This window comes from Streptomyces sp. JLSY215, from assembly GCF_059682825.1.
The window spans coordinates 1,584,967-1,600,652 of sequence record NZ_CM185022.1 but is presented as its reverse complement, the minus strand read 5'-3'; the positions used below and the strand labels follow the sequence as shown (position 1 = coordinate 1,600,652).

15 protein-coding genes and 1 riboswitch are annotated in these 15,686 nt (G+C 72.3%); of the genes, 11 read left to right on the top strand and 4 right to left on the bottom strand.

Annotation, left to right across the window (positions count from 1 at the left end; genetic code table 11):
- Positions 1-74: 74 nt before the first annotated feature.
- The gene (locus AC5677_RS07155) at positions 75-854 is read right to left on the bottom strand and encodes an SDR family oxidoreductase (protein ID WP_497194167.1); all 780 of its coding nucleotides are present in this window, start codon (positions 852-854) and stop codon (positions 75-77) included.
- 172 nt (positions 855-1,026) lie between these two features.
- A riboswitch (FMN riboswitch) is annotated at positions 1,027-1,157 on the top strand.
- Positions 1,158-1,342: 185 nt separating this feature from the next.
- Between AC5677_RS07155 and ribD the strand changes: the two genes are divergently transcribed.
- The 10 genes from ribD to AC5677_RS07105 all read left to right on the top strand — a co-directional run bounded on the left by ribD (position 1,343) and on the right by AC5677_RS07105 (position 10,072).
- Positions 1,343-2,452 carry a bifunctional diaminohydroxyphosphoribosylaminopyrimidine deaminase/5-amino-6-(5-phosphoribosylamino)uracil reductase RibD gene (gene ribD / locus AC5677_RS07150; RefSeq protein WP_497196534.1) on the top strand — a complete coding sequence of 370 codons (1,110 nt, stop codon included), beginning with the start codon at positions 1,343-1,345 and terminating at the stop codon, positions 2,450-2,452.
- A 1-nt stretch (position 2,453) separates the two neighbouring features.
- The gene (locus AC5677_RS07145) at positions 2,454-3,089 is read left to right on the top strand and encodes a riboflavin synthase (RefSeq protein WP_497194166.1); all 636 of its coding nucleotides are present in this window, start codon (positions 2,454-2,456) and stop codon (positions 3,087-3,089) included.
- Positions 3,086-3,739: a nicotinamide mononucleotide transporter family protein gene (locus AC5677_RS07140; RefSeq protein WP_497194165.1), complete on the top strand. Its 654-nt coding sequence runs from the start codon at positions 3,086-3,088 to the stop codon at positions 3,737-3,739. Before AC5677_RS07145 ends, AC5677_RS07140 begins: the two co-directional genes overlap by 4 nt.
- Positions 3,740-3,834: 95 nt before the next feature.
- Entirely contained in the window at positions 3,835-5,154 is a 1,320-nt protein-coding gene (locus AC5677_RS07135; protein WP_497194164.1) for a bifunctional 3,4-dihydroxy-2-butanone-4-phosphate synthase/GTP cyclohydrolase II, read from the top strand.
- Positions 5,155-5,221: 67 nt separating this feature from the next.
- On the top strand, positions 5,222-5,707 hold the full coding sequence (ribH, locus tag AC5677_RS07130; RefSeq protein ID WP_497194163.1) for a 6,7-dimethyl-8-ribityllumazine synthase: 486 nt from the start codon (positions 5,222-5,224) through the stop codon (positions 5,705-5,707).
- Positions 5,708-5,742: 35 nt separating this feature from the next.
- Positions 5,743-6,015 (top strand): phosphoribosyl-ATP diphosphatase, encoded by a 273-nt coding sequence (locus AC5677_RS07125; RefSeq protein WP_046929067.1) that lies wholly within the window; start codon positions 5,743-5,745, stop codon positions 6,013-6,015.
- A gap of 53 nt (positions 6,016-6,068) precedes the next feature.
- A complete protein-coding gene (hisG, locus tag AC5677_RS07120) occupies positions 6,069-6,917 on the top strand; it encodes an ATP phosphoribosyltransferase (protein WP_497194162.1) in 849 nt (282 codons plus the stop codon).
- A 36-nt stretch (positions 6,918-6,953) separates the two neighbouring features.
- Positions 6,954-7,427, top strand: coding sequence for a PH domain-containing protein (locus AC5677_RS07115; protein WP_497194161.1), 474 nt, complete (start codon positions 6,954-6,956; stop codon positions 7,425-7,427).
- A 174-nt stretch (positions 7,428-7,601) separates the two neighbouring features.
- Positions 7,602-8,972, top strand: a complete 1,371-nt coding sequence (locus tag AC5677_RS07110; RefSeq protein WP_497194160.1) for a hemolysin family protein — start codon at positions 7,602-7,604, stop codon at positions 8,970-8,972.
- A complete protein-coding gene (locus AC5677_RS07105) occupies positions 8,969-10,072 on the top strand; it encodes a hemolysin family protein (RefSeq protein WP_497194159.1) in 1,104 nt (367 codons plus the stop codon). Before AC5677_RS07110 ends, AC5677_RS07105 begins: the two co-directional genes overlap by 4 nt.
- A gap of 86 nt (positions 10,073-10,158) precedes the next feature.
- On the opposite strand, the gene AC5677_RS07100 is transcribed toward AC5677_RS07105, so the two are convergent.
- From AC5677_RS07100 to AC5677_RS07090, 3 genes are all read right to left on the bottom strand, one after another.
- The gene (locus AC5677_RS07100; protein ID WP_497194158.1) at positions 10,159-10,605 is read right to left on the bottom strand and encodes a DUF6086 family protein; all 447 of its coding nucleotides are present in this window, start codon (positions 10,603-10,605) and stop codon (positions 10,159-10,161) included.
- 52 nt (positions 10,606-10,657) lie between these two features.
- Complete coding sequence (locus AC5677_RS07095) at positions 10,658-12,553, bottom strand: AAA family ATPase (RefSeq protein WP_497194157.1); 1,896 nt, start codon at positions 12,551-12,553, stop codon at positions 10,658-10,660.
- A gap of 492 nt (positions 12,554-13,045) precedes the next feature.
- Positions 13,046-13,630 (bottom strand): uridine kinase family protein, encoded by a 585-nt coding sequence (locus AC5677_RS07090; RefSeq protein ID WP_497194156.1) that lies wholly within the window; start codon positions 13,628-13,630, stop codon positions 13,046-13,048.
- A gap of 177 nt (positions 13,631-13,807) precedes the next feature.
- Between AC5677_RS07090 and AC5677_RS07085 the strand changes: the two genes are divergently transcribed.
- Positions 13,808-15,235, top strand: a complete 1,428-nt coding sequence (locus tag AC5677_RS07085; RefSeq protein ID WP_497194155.1) for a C39 family peptidase — start codon at positions 13,808-13,810, stop codon at positions 15,233-15,235.
- The last annotated feature ends 451 nt before the right edge of the window (positions 15,236-15,686 follow it).

Below are 15,686 nucleotides of genomic sequence, written 5' to 3'. Positions count from 1 at the left end.
CGGCGGCACCGCGGCGCGCTCACGGGGCGCCGCCTCCCCGGACACGGAGCCCCGGCAGCGCCCGGAACCGCCCGTCACCGGCCCGCCCCGCCCCCGGCCCGCGCCGCCAGGAACTCCGCGTACGTCCGCCGCCCGTCCGCGTGTTCCGGCGCGAGGATCCCGCCCCGCCGCAGCGCCGCGAACGTCCGGCCCGGCAGCCACAGCGGCATCCGCAGCCGGCGCCGCCCGCCCGCCTCCAAAGTGGCGCGCACCAGGTCCCGGGCCGACAGCACCTCGGGGCCGCCGAGGTCGGCCACCCGCCCGGCCGGCGCACCGGCCGCCAGATCGGCCAGCCGGGCGGCCACCTCGGCCACCTCGACCGGCTGCACCCGCACGCCCACCGGCACCGGCAGCACCGGCGACCGCGCCCCCGCCTTGATCACCCCGAGCACCAGATCGTGGAACTGCGTGGTGCGCAGCACGCTCCAGCCGAGCCCGGAGTCCTCGATCAGCCGCTCCACCGCGAGCTTGGCGCGGTAGTAGCGCATCGGGACCCGGTCCACGCCGACGATGGAGATGTAGACCAGATGGGGTACGGCCGCCGCCTTCGCCGCGTCGATCAGCCGCCCCGCCGCCTCGGTGTCCCCGCCGGCCGGCGACGAGGCGCAGTGCACGATCGCGTCCACCCCCGCCACCGCCTCGTCCAGCCCGGTGCCGTCGCGCAGATCGACCGCGTACCCCCGCAGCCCGTGCCGCCCGCGGCCGGTGTGCGGCCGCCTGCTCAGCGACCGTACGTCGTGGCCGTCGCCGAGCAGCCGGTCGACCAGGATCCGCCCGAGCGTGCCCGTGCCGCCGGTCACCAGAATTGTCGCCATCGCGGAATCAGTCCTTGTGTGCGCAGGTGCCTACAGTTCCCACTGTGACGAGACGGCCGGGCCGTCCGTGACACCCGACGCGCGCCGCGTCCTGTGAGCCACCCCACAGGCCCTCGCCCGCATGGCCGACGATCAGCCGTGGCAGACTGAAGCTGTACTGACATAAGAGCAGCAGCGCACTCCGGGGTCGGTGTAATTCCGAACCGGCGGTAACAGTCCGCGACCCGTCCGCAGCCAGCGGCCGGTTGAGCAGGTGAAATTCCTGCACCGACGGTGAAAGTCCGGATGGGAGGCAGTGCGCGGCGGGCGAGCTTCGGTACACCGCCGTCGGCGGCGCGTCGGGTCGTATCCCGGCGAGCCCCTTTTTTTCCGGCCGCGGTGTCCCCGTGGCGTCGTTCCCGCTTCTGTCGTCCAGACAGCCCCGGAGTCCGTGCCCGAAGAGGCAGGAGGACCCGGTGGCCACCGCAGCCCCCGACGAGAGTGCGGCGATGCGCCGGGCCATTGAGCTCGCCGCGCGCGGCCTCGGGCACACCAGCCCCAACCCGGTTGTCGGCTGTGTCGTCCTGGACTCCCACGGCCGTACGGCCGGCGAGGGCTGGCACCAGCGGGCCGGGGGACCGCACGCCGAGGTCCACGCGCTGCGCGCGGCGGGCGAGCGGGCCCGCGGCGGCACCGCACTGGTCACCCTCGAACCCTGCAACCACACCGGCCGCACCGGCCCCTGCGCCCAGGCGCTCATCGACGCCGGGGTCGCCCGGGTCGTCTACGCCGTCGCCGACCCCAACCCGGCCGCCACCGGCGGCGCCGTCACCCTGGCCGCGGCCGGCATCGACGTCGAGGGCGGACTCCTCGCGGACGAGGCGGCGGCCGGCAACGAGGCCTGGCTGACCTCCGTCCTGCGCCACCGCCCGTTCGTGCTGTGGAAGTACGCCGCCACCCTCGACGGCCGGATCGCCGCCGCCGACGGCACCAGCCGCTGGATCTCCTCGCCCGCCTCGCGCGCCGACGTCCACCGGCTGCGCGCCGCCGCGGACGCCGTCATCGTCGGCTCCGGCACCGCCCGCGCCGACGACCCCCAGCTCGGCGCCCGGATCGCCGGACTCGCCGACGACGAGATCAGCCAGCCGCTGCGGGTCGTCGTCGACTCCGGTGCCACCGCCGTCAAGGCCGGCGCCCGCGTCCTGGACGGCACCGCCCCCACTCTCATCGCGGTCGCCGAGGACGCCGATGCCGCCCACCTCGAAGGCCTCGCCCCGATCGTCCGGCTGCCCCGCGCCGCCGGGGGCCGCGGCCTGCACATCCCCGCCCTGCTGAAGGCCCTGTACGAGCGGGACGTCCGCTCCGTACTCCTCGAAGGCGGGCCCACGCTCGCCGGGGCCTTCCTCGCCGCACAGGCCGTCGACAAGGTCGTCGGCTATCTCGCCCCGGTGCTGCTCGGCGCCGGACCGGCCGCCGTCGGCGACGCCGGAATCACCACCATCGCCCAGGCGTTGCGGCTCGACGTGACCGACATCGAACGGCTCGGCCCCGATCTGCGCATCACCGCAACCCCCATCCGCCATGCCCCTGCTGAGCATGCCCGCCACGAGGAGAACTGAAGTGTTCACCGGAATCGTCGAAGAACTGGGTGAGGTCGTCGCCGTCGAGGACCTCGGCGACAGCTCCCGTTTCCGACTGCGCGGCCCCGTCGTCACCGAGGACGCCAAGCACGGCGACTCCATCGCCGTCAACGGCGTCTGTCTGACCGTCGTGGCGACGGAAAACGGGGAATTCACCGCCGATGTGATGGCCGAGACCCTCCAGCGCTCCAGCCTCGGCGCGCTGGCCGCCGGCTCGCGGGTCAACCTCGAACGCCCGATGGCGCTCGGCGGACGGCTCGGCGGGCATCTCGTCCAGGGCCACGTCGACGGCACCGGCACCATCGTCGAGCGCACCCCGGGTGAGCACTGGGAGATCGTCAAGATCGCGCTGCCCGCCACGCTCGCCCGCTATGTCGTCGAGAAGGGCTCCATCACCGTCGACGGCGTCAGCCTGACCGTCGTCGAGGCGGCGGACGACTACTTCACCATCAGCCTCATCCCCACCACGCTCGACCTGACCACCCTGGGCATCAAGGGCGTCGGCGACCCCGTCAACCTCGAGGTCGACGTCCTCGCCAAGTACGTCGAGCGGCTGCTCGGCCGGGGCTCCGAGGACGTCAACGACATCGAGGAAGTCAAGGAGATGGACCGTTGAGCGCCCTCGACTGGCTGAACGGCGAGGCCTTCACCGCCTTCGGACAACACGTCATCTGGTCCGACATGGTCGGCAACACCATCGGCCTGGCGGCCCTCGCCCTCGGCTGGCGGCGGTCCATATGGACCTGGCCCGCCCAGTTCCTCTCCGGCGTCATCCTCGTCGCCGCCTACGCCTCCGCCCACCTCAGCGGCGGCGTCGGCAAGCAGCTCCTGGTCATCGGCGTGGCGCTGTGGGGCTGGCGGCAGTGGCAGCGCGGCCGGCAGCAGGCGCAGGACGGCACCATCGCCGTACGGTTCGCCAGCGGCCGCGAGCGCGCCCTGCTGATCGTCGGTACGGCGCTGGGCACCGCCGCCGTCGGCGGACTGTTCACCCTGCTCCCGCAGCTGTCCTGGAACCCCTGGCCGGACGCCTACATCTTCATCGGCACGCTCGCCGCGATGGTCGCCCAGGCGCGCGGCCTGGTGGAGTTCTGGTTCGCCTGGCTGCTGGTCGATGTCGTCGGCGTTCCGCTCGCCTTCAGCAGCGGCCTGGCCTTCTCCGGCCTCGTCTACGTCGTCTATCTCGCCCTCGTCGCGTGGGGCATGCGCGACTGGTGGGTGCGCTCGCGGGCCGCCGCCCGCCCCGTCCTGGAAGGAGCACTCTCGTGAGCTGGGGGAGCACGCGCGGCCGCCGGGTCGCGGACAGCACTGAAGGGCGCACCTCTGCGCCGCGTGGGCGGAGAAGCGAACGAAGGGGTAGGAGCATGACCGCACTGCAAAGCTGGTACGACGCCGAGGGCGACGGTGCGCCGGCGCTGGACCCCGTGGAGCGGGCCATCGCCGAGATCGCCGCGGGCCGTCCCGTCGTCGTCGTGGACGACGAGAACCGCGAGAATGAGGGCGACCTCGTCATCGCGGCCGAGAAGGCCACCCCCGAGATCGTCGCCTTCATGATGAGTGAGTGCCGCGGCCTGATCTGCGCCCCCATGGAGGGCGCCGAACTCGACCGGCTCGCACTCCCGCAGATGGTCGAGAACAACACCGAGTCGATGAAGACGGCCTTCACCGTCTCCGTCGACGCCACCGCCGCACACGGCGTCTCCACCGGCATCTCCGCCGCCGACCGCGCCACCACGCTGCGGCTGCTCGCCTCCGGTGACTCGACGCCCGGTGACTTCGTACGGCCCGGCCACATCTTCCCGCTGCGCGCCAAGCCCGGCGGCGTCCTGGTCCGCAACGGCCACACCGAGGCCGGCGTCGACCTCGCCCGGCTCGCCGGACTCCACCCCGCCGCCGCCATCGTGGAGATCGCCGGCGAGGACGGCACCATGCTGCGGCTGCCCGAGCTGGTTCCGTTCGCCCGTAAGCACGGCCTGGCGATCATCTCCATCGAGGACCTCATCGCCTACCGCCGCACCTCCGCCCCCACCGTCCGCCGCGAGGCCACCACCCGGCTGCCCACCGCCCACGGCGAGTACACCGCGCACGGCTACCGCTCCACCGTCGACGGCGTCGAGCACGTCGCGCTGGTCGCCGGCGACATCGGCGACGGCGAGGACGTCCTGGTCCGGATGCACTCCGAGTGCCTGACCGGCGACATCTTCCACTCGCTGCGCTGCGACTGCGGCCCCCAGCTGGAGGCCTCGCTGGAGCGCATCGCCGAGGCCGGCCGCGGCGTCGTGATCTACCTCCGCGGCCACGAGGGACGCGGCATCGGCCTGCTGTCCAAGCTGCGCGCCTACGAACTCCAGGAGCGCGGCCGCGACACCCTGGACGCCAACCTCGAACTGGGGCTGCCCGCCGACTCCCGCGACTACGCCGCGGGCGCGCAGATGCTCCAGGACCTGGGCGTGCGCTCGCTGCGCCTGATGACCAACAACCCCGACAAGACCTCCGCCCTGGTGCGGCACGGCCTCAAGGTCACCGGCCGCGAGCCGATGCCCGTCCAGGCCGGCGAACACAATCTGCGGTATCTGCGCACCAAGCGGGACCGGATGGGCCACGACCTGCCCTGGCTGCCCGGTGCGGGCACCACGGCCGACGCCGGCCCCCCGGCCGACGCGACCACCTGCGGCAACCAGTAACCACCCCGCGGCACCAGCAACCCAGTAGTCAGCACACCACCACCCCATCACCCGTACGAGGAGAACCGTGAGCGGCAAGGGCGCACCCGAACTGACCGTGAAGAACTGTGGCGACCTGCGGGTGGCCGTGATCGCCGCCCAGTGGCACGAGCAGGTGATGGACGGCCTGGTGGACGGCGCACTGCGCGCCCTGACCGAGCTCGGCATCGACGAGCCGACGCTGCTTCGGGTCCCCGGCGCCTTCGAGCTCCCGGTCGTCGCCAAGGTCCTGGCCGGCCGCGGCTATGACGCGGTGGTCGCGCTCGGCGTCGTCATCAAGGGCGGCACCCCGCACTTCGACTACGTCTGCCAGGGCGTCACCCAGGGCCTGACCCAGGTCTCCGTGGACACCGGCGTCCCCGTCGGCTTCGGCGTGCTGACCTGCGACACCGAGCAGCAGGCCCTGGACCGCGCCGGCCTCGAGGGATCCACCGAGGACAAGGGCCACGAAGCGGTCACCGCGGCGGTCGCCACCGCCGCCACGCTCCGCACGGTCAGCGAACCCTGGCGCTGAACGCGGCGGGGCGACCGCGTAGGGTAGGCGTCACCATGTCCAAGAAGACTTTCGAGGAGCTCTTCGCCGAGCTCCAGCAGAAGGCCGCCACCGGCGACCCCGCCACCTCCCGCACCGCAGAGCTGGTGCAGGCCGGTGTCCATACGATCGGCAAGAAGGTCGTCGAAGAGGCCGCCGAGGTCTGGATGGCCGCGGAGTACGAATCCGACGAGGCCGCCGCCGAGGAGATCTCCCAGCTCCTCTACCACCTCCAGGTGATGATGGTCGCCAAGGGAATCTCCCTCGACGACGTCTACGCCCACCTCTGATCCACCCCCAGCTCCCACCTCAACTCCCTTCACCTGCAAAGGAACCTGCACTCATGCTGCGCATCGCTGTCCCCAACAAGGGTTCACTGTCCGAGCCTGCGTCGGCGATGCTCCATGAGGCCGGCTACCGCCAGCGCAAGGACCGCAGGGAACTGGTCCTGGTCGACGCCGAGAACGAGGTCGAGTTCTTCTTCCTGCGCCCGCGCGACATCGCGGTCTACGTCGGCTCCGGCAAGCTCGACATCGGCATCACCGGCCGCGACCTGCTGCTGGACTCCGGCTCGCACGCCGAGGAGATCATGCAGCTCGGCTTCGCCGGCTCGACGTTCCGCTACGCCACCCGCCCGGGAACGGCTAAGGACGTCAGCGAGTTCGGCGGCATGACGATCGCCACCTCCTTCGCCGGCCTGGTCGGCAAGCACCTCGCCGACAACGGCGTGGACGCCTCCGTCGTCCACCTCGACGGCGCCGTCGAGACCGCCATCCAGCTCGGCGTCGCCGAGATCATCGCCGATGTCGTGGAGACCGGCACCACGCTGCGCAACGCCGGCCTGGAGATCATCGGCGAGCCGATCCTCACCTCGGAAGCGGTGGTCATCCGCCGCGCCGGCGCCCCCGAGGACGACCCGAAGGTCCGCCAGTTCCTGCGCCGTATGCAGGGCGTCCTGGTGGCCCGCCGGTACGTGATGATGGACTACGACATCCGCGTCGAGCACGTCGAGAAGGCCGTCGCCCTCACCCCGGGCCTGGAATCGCCCACGGTCTCCCCGCTGCACCACGAGGGCTGGGTCGCGGTCCGCTCCATGGTCCCGTCCAAGGAGGCCCAGCGCATCATGGACGAGCTCTACGACCTCGGCGCCCGCGCGATCCTCACCACCGGCATCCACGCCTGCCGGCTCTGACCGCTGCCGCCCCGCCCACGACGGAAGACCGACGACGTGTCCGCCGAGCCCGTTTCCGCACCCGAAGCCGCGCCCAGCCTCCCGGTGACCTTCCGGCCGGCCCGTACCCGGGTCGTCCTGTACACCGTCGGCATCGCCCAGCTCGCCGCCCTGACGGCGATCGCGTTCCTGCTGCCGAAGCTGACCGGCGGCGAGCGCATGAGCTTCGTCGGCACGGGGCTGCTGGTCCTGGCGGTCCTCCTGCTGCTCGCCCGCCCCAAGGTGGTCGCGCGGCAGGAGGGCATCACGGTCGTCAACCTCACCACCAAGCGCGAACTGGCCTGGGCCCAGGTGCTGCGGGTCAACCTCCGCCAGGGTGACCCCTGGGTCCATCTCGACCTCGCCGACGGCACCAGCCTGCCCGCGATGGGCATCCAGCCCGGCATCGCCCGCGAAGCGGCCATCCGTGACGCCCGCGCGCTGCGCGAGCTCGCCGAGAACCACGGCACCCACGGCCACATGGCCGGGTGAGCCTGCCCTAATCCGGGCCCGGCTGTTTACTCTGTTCTCCGGGACGCGCCGTGCGTCCCGCCCCTCAAGGGGCAACCTGCGAACCGAGGAGTGACTCCCTCCGGCAATGGACGGATCGTCCTGTAGTACCTGCGCCGCCCCTCCCCAACCCCCGCACACCACGGAGGCGGCGGCATGACCGGCCCCTTGCTGCTGCTCGCGGCCGCCCTCGTCCTGATCCTGGCCAACGGCTTCTTCGTCGCCGCGGAATTCGGCCTCGTCACCGTCGAGAAGGCGGACGCCGAGCGTGCCGCGGCCGACGGCGACCGCCGCGCCGCGACCGTCGTCTCCGCGCTCCGCGAGCTCTCCTTCCAGCTCTCCGGCACCCAGCTGGGCATCACGATCACCTCCCTGGTGGTCGGCATGCTGGCCGAACCCGCGCTGGCCGGGCTGCTGGACGGCCCGCTGCGCGCCATCGGCCTGCCCCGGGCCGCGGCACCGGGCGTCGCCGTCGTCCTCGGCATGCTGCTGGCCTCCGGCGTCCAGATGGTCGTCGGCGAGCTGGTGCCCAAGAACTGGGCGGTCTCCAAACCGCTCCAGGTCGCGCGCTTCGTCGCCGGTCCGCAGAACGCCTTCTCGCGGTTCTTCCGCCCGGTGATCACCCTCCTCAACACCGTCGCCAACCGCCTCGTCCGCGCGCTCGGCGTGGAGCCGACCGATGAGCTGGCCTCCGCCCGCACGCCCGGGGAACTGGTCTCGCTCGCCCGGCACTCCGCCCAGGCCGGCGCCATCGAACAGGACACCGCGGACCTCTTCGTCCGCACCCTCACGCTCGGCGACCTGACCGCGGAGAACGTCATGACACCGCGCGTCCGGGTCAGCGCCCTGCAGGCCTCCGCGACCGCCGAGGACGTGGTGAACCTCACCCGCGCCACCGGCCTGTCCCGCTTCCCCGTCTACCGCACCCGGCTCGACGAGATCGTCGGCATGGTGCACCTCAAGGACGCGCTGGCCGTCCCGGCGCACGAGCGGCTGCGCACCCCGGCCGCCCGGATCGCGGTGCCGCCGCTGCTGGTGCCCGAAACGCTGCCGGTGCAGCCGCTGCTGGAGCGGCTGCGCAGCGAACAGCCGATCGCCGTCGTCGTCGACGAGTACGGCGGCACGGCCGGTGTGGTCACCCTGGAGGACATCATCGAGGAGCTGGTCGGCGAGGTCCGCGACGAACACGACGGGGTGGACCTGCCCGAACTGGGCCAGGCCCCGTCGGAGGACGGCCGCCCGTCCTGGGACGCCGACGGCGGCTGCCGCGTGGACACGCTGCGGCGGATCGGCCTGGAGGCCCCCGACGGCCCGTACGAGACGGTGGCAGGACTGGTGGCACACATACTCGGCAGGATCCCGGCGCCCGGCGACACCGCCGAACTCGACGGCTGGCGGCTGCGGGTCCGGCTGGTCTCGCACCACCGCGCCGAGCGGATAAGGATCGTACGGACCGGCACGGCCGTGCCCACCGCGGCGCCCGCCGCCGCGGCCGCCGCCCCGCTCGTCGCGGAGGCGGCCCGATGACCTTGGCCCAGCTCTTCTTCGCGATACTCCTCGTGCTCGCCAACGGCTTCTTCGTCGGCGCCGAATTCGCCCTGGTCTCCGTGCGCCGCAGCCAGATCGAACCGCTGGCGACGGGCGGCTCCAAGCGGGCCCGACAGGTCCTGCACGGCCTGGAGAACCTCCCGCAGATGATGGCCGCCGCCCAGTTCGGCATCACCGTCTGCTCCCTGACCCTCGGCGCGGTCGCCGAACCGACCGTCGCCGGCCTCCTGGAGCCCGCCTTCGAGGCGATCCACCTCCCCGAGGCCCTCATCCACCCCCTCGGCTATGTCATAGCCCTGGCGCTGGTGGTCTTCCTCCACCTCGTCATCGGCGAGATGGTCCCCAAGAACATGGCGATGGCGGCGCCCGAGAAGACCGCCCTGTGGTTCAGCCCCGGCCTGGTCGCCTTCGCCCGGCTGTGCCGCCCGGTCACGGCGCTCCTCGGCGCCTGCGCCCACGGTGTGCTGCGGCTCTTCCGCGTCGAGCCCAAGGACGAGGTCGAGGCGGTCTTCACCAGCGAGCAGCTCACCCATCTCGTCGAGGACTCCGGCCAGGCCGGCCTGCTCGAACCGGAGGAGCAGGAACGGCTCTCCGACGCCCTGGAGCTCGGCAGCCGCCCCGTCACCGACGTCCTCCTGGACCGGGCGGGCCTGATCACCGTCGACCCGACGGTGACGCCCCGCCAGGTGGAGGAGCTGACCGTCAAAACCGGCTACTCCCGATTCCCGGTCTGTGCGCCCGGCGGCGCGTACATGGGCTACCTCCACGTCAAGGACGTCCTGGACCTGGAGGACAGGGACCGCGCGGTCCCGCAGCGCATCTGGCACCCGATGACGACCCTGCGCGCCGAGCTGCCCCTGGACGACGCCTTGACGGCGATGCGCCGGGCCGCCTCCCACCTGGCGGCGGTCGCCGACGGAACCGGCCGGGTGCTCGGCCTGGTCGCCCTGGAGGACGTCCTGGAGATGCTGGTCGGCGAGGTCCGCGACCCGGCCCACCGCCACACCCCCGAGGCCCGCGCCGAACGCGTCGCCGCCCCGCGCGCCCTGCCGGAAGGTGACCGGGCACTGGCGGGGTGACGGGGCCGGTCCCCGGCCGGTACGCGTACCCCCCGGGGCCGCGCGTCCGGCCGGGGCGGCCAAGGGCCGACCCCCGATGCACCGGCTCAGCGGGCCATCCCGCGGTCCAACTCCCGCGCCCGTGTGCCCAGAGCCTCGACGACGTGGTGCGACGCGGTCCCGGGAACGCCGGGAACCTGCACGTCGCGCCGGACTCCACCGCAGCCACCGCGGGTTTCCGGTGCGGGCATGCCCGCCTCGATCCCCGCTCGCCGCGCGAGCACGACCGCCGTCGCCACGAACCCCTCGGAGAGCGCCCGGATCACGGAGTGCCCCGTCCGGCAGTACCAGGCGACCAGGCCGCGCACGAACTCCGCGTACGCGTCCGGATCGACCTCGCACGTGTCCGGGTCGCCCCCGTCCCTGCCCGCGCCGATTCCCGAGGACAGCCCGAGCTCCTCCTCGAAGACCCCGACCTGCCGCAGGAAGAGGCGGCCGGCACCGTTCGACGGGTTCCACAGCGTCTCGTCGCCGATGTCGAAGTACATGCTCATCGCCCGTTCCCCCGCTCGGCCGGCCCGGCACCACTGACCCATCGGACGGGCCCTAAGGGGCCAGCCCCCTGCCCGGCCCCTGCGCGTCCGGCCCGCGCCCGGACAGTACCTCCCCGTATGCCTGCATCAGATCGGGCAGCCGCAGCGTGGCGAGGTCGTCGCGGCTCGGTGTGCCGCGCCAGGTGGACAGCCGCAGATCGCGGTAGGCACAGCTCTTCTCGTACAGGGTGCGCAGAAAGCGGCCGTTGCCCAGCTCGTCGATCCAGCCCTGGTCGACGACATGGCCGCTGATGCTGCACAGCTCGTCGCGGGACTCCTCGTCCCAGCGGTCGCCGTTCTCGGCGGCCAGCACCTCGCCGATGGCGGTCAGTTCCAGCGGGCGGTAGCTGGGGAAGTCGACGCGGCTGGTGAAACGGGACGACAGGCCCGGGTTGGCGGCCAGGAGGCGGTCCATGCCCTCCGGGTAGCCGGCCAGGATGACGACGAGCCGGTCGCGGTTGTCCTCGGCGCGCTTGAGCAGTACCTGCAGCGCCTCGTCGCCGTACGCATCGCCCTTGCTGTAGCCGGAGTTGGACAGGCTGTACGCCTCGTCGACGAAGAGCACCCCGCCCAGCGCCGAATCGATCAGCTCGTTGGCCTTGACGGCGGTCTGGCCCAGGAACTCGCCCACCAGGTCCGCGCGTTGCGCCTCGACGAGGTGGTCGCCGCCGAGCAGCCCCAGCGCGTAGAAGACCCGCCCCAGTATCCGGGCCACGGTCGTCTTGCCCGTGCCGGACGGCCCGGAGAAGACGAAGTGCCGCTTGGGCGGCGCCACGGGCAGCCCCTGGCTCGCACGCAGCCGCGCCATCCGCAGCTGCGCCGACAGCGCCCGCACCTGCCGCTTGACCGGCTCCATGCCGACCATCCGCTCCAGCTCGGCCAGCGCCTTCTCCAGCAGCACCGGATCGGCGGGGCCGGCGGGCAGCCGCTCGGCGCCGCGCGGGCCCGGCGCCGCGGCCTTGACCCGGACGGTGGTGTCGCTCCCGAGCGGCGGACCGGCCGGCTCGGGATCGTCCTGCTCGCCGGTGGCCAGCAGCTCGCGGCCGTCCACGGGATCGAGCGGGGCGAGCGGGTCCAGATCGCCGGCCGCCTCCTGGCCGGTGCCCGAGGCGGAGACGGTCGCGAGGCCGGGGCCCTCGTCCAGACCGTCCGCCTCGGCGATGGCGGCCAGCCGCGCCGCGGTGTCCATGAATGCCCGGTCGACGCGGTGCACCGCGCGGTAGAGGGGGAGGGCCGCGGCGCTGCGGCCCGTGCCCTCATGGGCGCGCGCGAGCCAGTAGCGCAGCTCCTTGCGCTGCGGCTGCTCGCTGCGGCACCGCATCAGCGCGGTGGCCAGCATGGGCTCGGCCTGCCCGTACATCTCCAGCCGTACGCGTGCCATCCCGCCGAACAGCCCCGCCTCGATGCCCAGCACCGGGTCGGCGAGCAGCGGCTCGGTGTGCCGTACGAGCTGGTCCCAGTCCTTGACGAGATAGGCGCGGCAGGCGTGCAGAAAGCGGACCTGCGGGTCGGCGTCGACCGGCGGGCAGCCGGCCAGTGCCTGGTCGAGTTCGGCGACATGGCGGCCGTCGAGCCAGTGGGAGGCGTGTGCGAGCAGCAGGTCGCGGCCGGTCTCCAGCACCGGCTGGACCCACCAGCCCAGCCAGTACCAGGAGTTGAGGGTGCGTCGGTGGCGGGTGCGCTGTTCGCCGAAGCGGTCGCGGTGCTGGTGCATCCGCAGCAGTGCGGTGGCGGTGTCGGCGCGCAGCGCGTGCAGGCCGAGCCAGGCGTCGGCCATCGTGGGGTCGAGCCCGACCGCGGCCCGGAACTCCTCCTCGGCCTGCGGATACGCGCCCACGGTGTAGGCGTCGACCGCGCGCAGCCAGGCGAGTTCGGCCGGGGCGGGTGAGCCCTGCGTGCCGAAATCCATCCCGTCCCCCCACAAAACGTCCCCCCGAGGTGTGCGCCGCCGGGTGTGTGCCGGGCCGCGGCCGCCCGAACCGTCCTACGGCGGGCGGGAGTTGTCCGTCGCCGCACACGGCGGTCCGGGCCCTGCGTACAGGCACAGACACGCATCGTACCCGCGAGATCGGCGCAGGCCGAAGAGGGCGGCACGGGGTAGAGCTGCGGGAACGGCGGGACGCGACGGCGCGAAGAGTGCGGTTACCGAGGGTGAGGGCCGGGCGGCGCAAGAGGGCCCGGAGGAGGCATCCCGAGGGGATTTCGCACAGAACGAAGCCCCCGATCACGGGGGAACAACCGGGGGCTTCGCGTCTGCGGGCGGTCCGTTGAACCGCACATTGAGAACGTAAGTCCTGTACGCCCCCTAGGTCAAGCCGAGTTGGCGCACTCGGCGGGACCCTGTCGTCGTCTCCCGGTGCCCCGGCCGCCCATTGTTACGGAGCGTGAAATCCGGGGGTGATCATGAGCCCTCGGGTGGTCCCATGCGTACCTCGTACCCCACCTTCCCCTGGTGAACCAGGAGATCTGCGTACGGACGCGAGGGGTCCGCCGCAAAGTGCCGACGCTCCGCACGGATCCAGCCATCCCAGAAGACCGAAAGGCCCGGCCCGTCCCGGAGTTGACCCCTTTCCCATGAGCGTTCGCTCGTCAGTTCCATCCACAGGAGGCACGCCAGATGCGGGCGCAGCGCACGGCGTCCCGTGCCGACACCCTCGATCAGCACCACGGGCGCGGGCGCCAGCTCCCGCCGCTCGGTGAAGGCGCACCGGATCCAGTCGTAGACCCAGTAGTGCGCGCTCTCGCCCCGGGACAGCGGCTCCACCACCTGCTCCCGGAACCGCTCGTGCCAGGTGAACAGCTCGTCATGGGTGGCCAGGTCGTCGGTGTGCACCACCGGCGCGCCGCCGAACGCCGCCGCCAGCCGTCCGGTGAAGGTGCTCTTGCCCGACCCGGCGTGTCCGTCCACCGCGATCAGCCGGACCGGTCCGCAGGACGGCGGCAGGGCGCGCAGCCGGGCGGCGAGCGGGGCCAGATCGTGTGTCACCCCGCCAGCGTACGTCAGTGGTCCACACCAATATTCCTGCGGCGACGCGCGCCGAACCGCTGGCCGAAGCCCGTGGTGAACGGAGATAGTTGGGCATCGCTGTCATGCACGTGCCCGCCCGCTGTCCGGCCCGACCCCTCGTATCCGCTCGCCCGCATCCGACTGGGGGACCTCCATATGACCAGCTCCGCACCCCGGCGCACCGTCCTGGCCGCCGCGCTCGCCGCCGCGGCGGGCGCCGCCGGCCCCTTGGCGCACGCCGCCGAGGAGCCCCGTAAGGCCCCCCGCGCCGCCAGGGGCGCCACCGAGAAGGGCGCCACGGCGATGAGCGACACCGCGGCGAGCGCCGCGCCCCGCAGAGCGAAGAGCCCCGTGGACTATCACGCCTCGACCACCGCCGCCGACTGGCGCGCGGGCAAGCATCAGGGCACCGGCACCGCGCACGGCGCCCGCCCCGGCATCCGCATCACCCGGCCCGTCGGCACCGTCGACTACCACGACCCGCACACCGACAAGACCGCCACCTGGGAGTACGCCACCTGGACCGCCCCGGTGCGCCCCCTCAAGGTCCCGGCCACCGAGGTCGTCGCCTCCTGGAACGCGCACACCCCGGCCGGCACCTGGATCACCGTCGCCCTGCGCGGCACCTACAGCGACGGCACCCGGACCCCGCCGTACATCATGGGCCACTGGACCGCGGGCGACGGCGACAAGGACATCCGCCGGACCTCCGTCGACGACCAGAAGGACGGCAAGAGCAGCATCTCCACCGACACCTTCGCCATCGACGAGCCCGCCGGCGGCCTCCGCCTGACCTCGTACGAGCTGCGCGTCACCCTCTACCGCAAACCCGGCAGCAAGCTCACCCCGACCGTCTGGCGGCTGGGCGCCATGGCATCCGACATCCCCGACCGCTTCGAGGTGCCGGCCTCCAGGCCCGGCCTGGTCGGCCGCGAGCTGTCCGTACCCCGCTACTCGCAGGAGATCCACAAGGGCCAGTACCCGCAGTACGACAACGGGGGAGAGGCCTGGTGCAGCCCCACCTCCTCCCAGATGAACATCGAGTCCTGGGGCCGCAAACCCACCCCCGAGGACCTGGCCTGGGTCAACCCCGACTACGCGGACCCCCAGGTCTGCCATGCCGCCCGCCACACCTTCGACTACCAGTACGACGGCTGCGGCAACTGGCCCTTCAACGCCGCCTACGCCGCCACCTACAAGGACCTCCAGGCGGTCGTCACCCGCCTGGACTCCCTCACCGACGTCGAACGCCTCATCCACGCGGGCATCCCGGTCATAACGTCCCAGTCGTTCCTGAAGACCGAGCTGGACGGCGCGGGATACGGCACCGCCGGCCATCTGATGACCGTCATCGGCTTCACCGAGTCCGGCGACATCATCGCCAACGACCCGGCATCACCCAGCGACCCGGCCGTACGGCGCGTCTACAAACGCCGCCAGTTCGAGAACATCTGGCTCCGCACCAAGCGCAAGAACGCCGACGGCAAGGTCGTCGGCGGTTCCGGCGGCGTCTGCTACCTGTACTTCCCGGCCAGACCGGCGCCCAGGCAGCGCCGGGTGCTGTGGCAACTGGGAATCCGCTGAGCATGTGCACCCCGAAGGTGGCCTCGATGACCTGACGGCAGCGCCGGCTGCCGTCGAGGGTGAGGTGGCCGTACCGGTCCACCGTGATCTTGATCGGGCTGTGGCCCATCCATCGCGACACCTCGTGGATGGGCACGCCGTTGCTCAAGGTCACGGTGGCCCACTTGTGCTGGAGGTCGTACGGGTTGTGGTCGGGAAGCACGAGGCGTTTGAGGGCGCGGTCCCAGGACTTGCGAAACAGGTCCGGGTAGATCACTCCCTCCGGCTTGATTCCGTATAGGGAGTCGCTCAGTGAGAGGTTCCACGGTGCCGGGTGCAGGTGTGTGGCGCCACTCACCCTCTTCTTCAGAGGTGCATAGAGGGCAACATACTTGCCTGAAGAATTCTTGATTCGAACAACTTGCCGATGACCTGCACCCCCTTGGGCAGAGCCACCTTCAGGGTCCGGAGA

What these genes read in the sequence shown, in the direction of transcription:
- AC5677_RS07100 (WP_497194158.1), bottom strand. Translation starts at nt 10,605, where the DNA reads ATGAGCATGTACTTCGACATCGGCGACGAGACGCTGTGGAACCCGTCG.
- AC5677_RS07135 (WP_497194164.1), top strand. Translation starts at nt 3,835, where the DNA reads ATGACCGCACTGCAAAGCTGGTACGACGCCGAGGGCGACGGTGCGCCG.
- AC5677_RS07085 (WP_497194155.1), top strand. Translation starts at nt 13,808, where the DNA reads ATGACCAGCTCCGCACCCCGGCGCACCGTCCTGGCCGCCGCGCTCGCC.
- ribD (WP_497196534.1), top strand. Translation starts at nt 1,343, where the DNA reads ATGCGCCGGGCCATTGAGCTCGCCGCGCGCGGCCTCGGGCACACCAGC.
- AC5677_RS07110 (WP_497194160.1), top strand. Translation starts at nt 7,602, where the DNA reads ATGACCGGCCCCTTGCTGCTGCTCGCGGCCGCCCTCGTCCTGATCCTG.
- AC5677_RS07155 (WP_497194167.1), bottom strand. Translation starts at nt 854, where the DNA reads ATGGCGACAATTCTGGTGACCGGCGGCACGGGCACGCTCGGGCGGATC.
- hisG (WP_497194162.1), top strand. Translation starts at nt 6,069, where the DNA reads ATGCTGCGCATCGCTGTCCCCAACAAGGGTTCACTGTCCGAGCCTGCG.
- AC5677_RS07095 (WP_497194157.1), bottom strand. Translation starts at nt 12,553, where the DNA reads ATGGATTTCGGCACGCAGGGCTCACCCGCCCCGGCCGAACTCGCCTGG.
- AC5677_RS07105 (WP_497194159.1), top strand. Translation starts at nt 8,969, where the DNA reads ATGACCTTGGCCCAGCTCTTCTTCGCGATACTCCTCGTGCTCGCCAAC.
- AC5677_RS07125 (WP_046929067.1), top strand. Translation starts at nt 5,743, where the DNA reads ATGTCCAAGAAGACTTTCGAGGAGCTCTTCGCCGAGCTCCAGCAGAAG.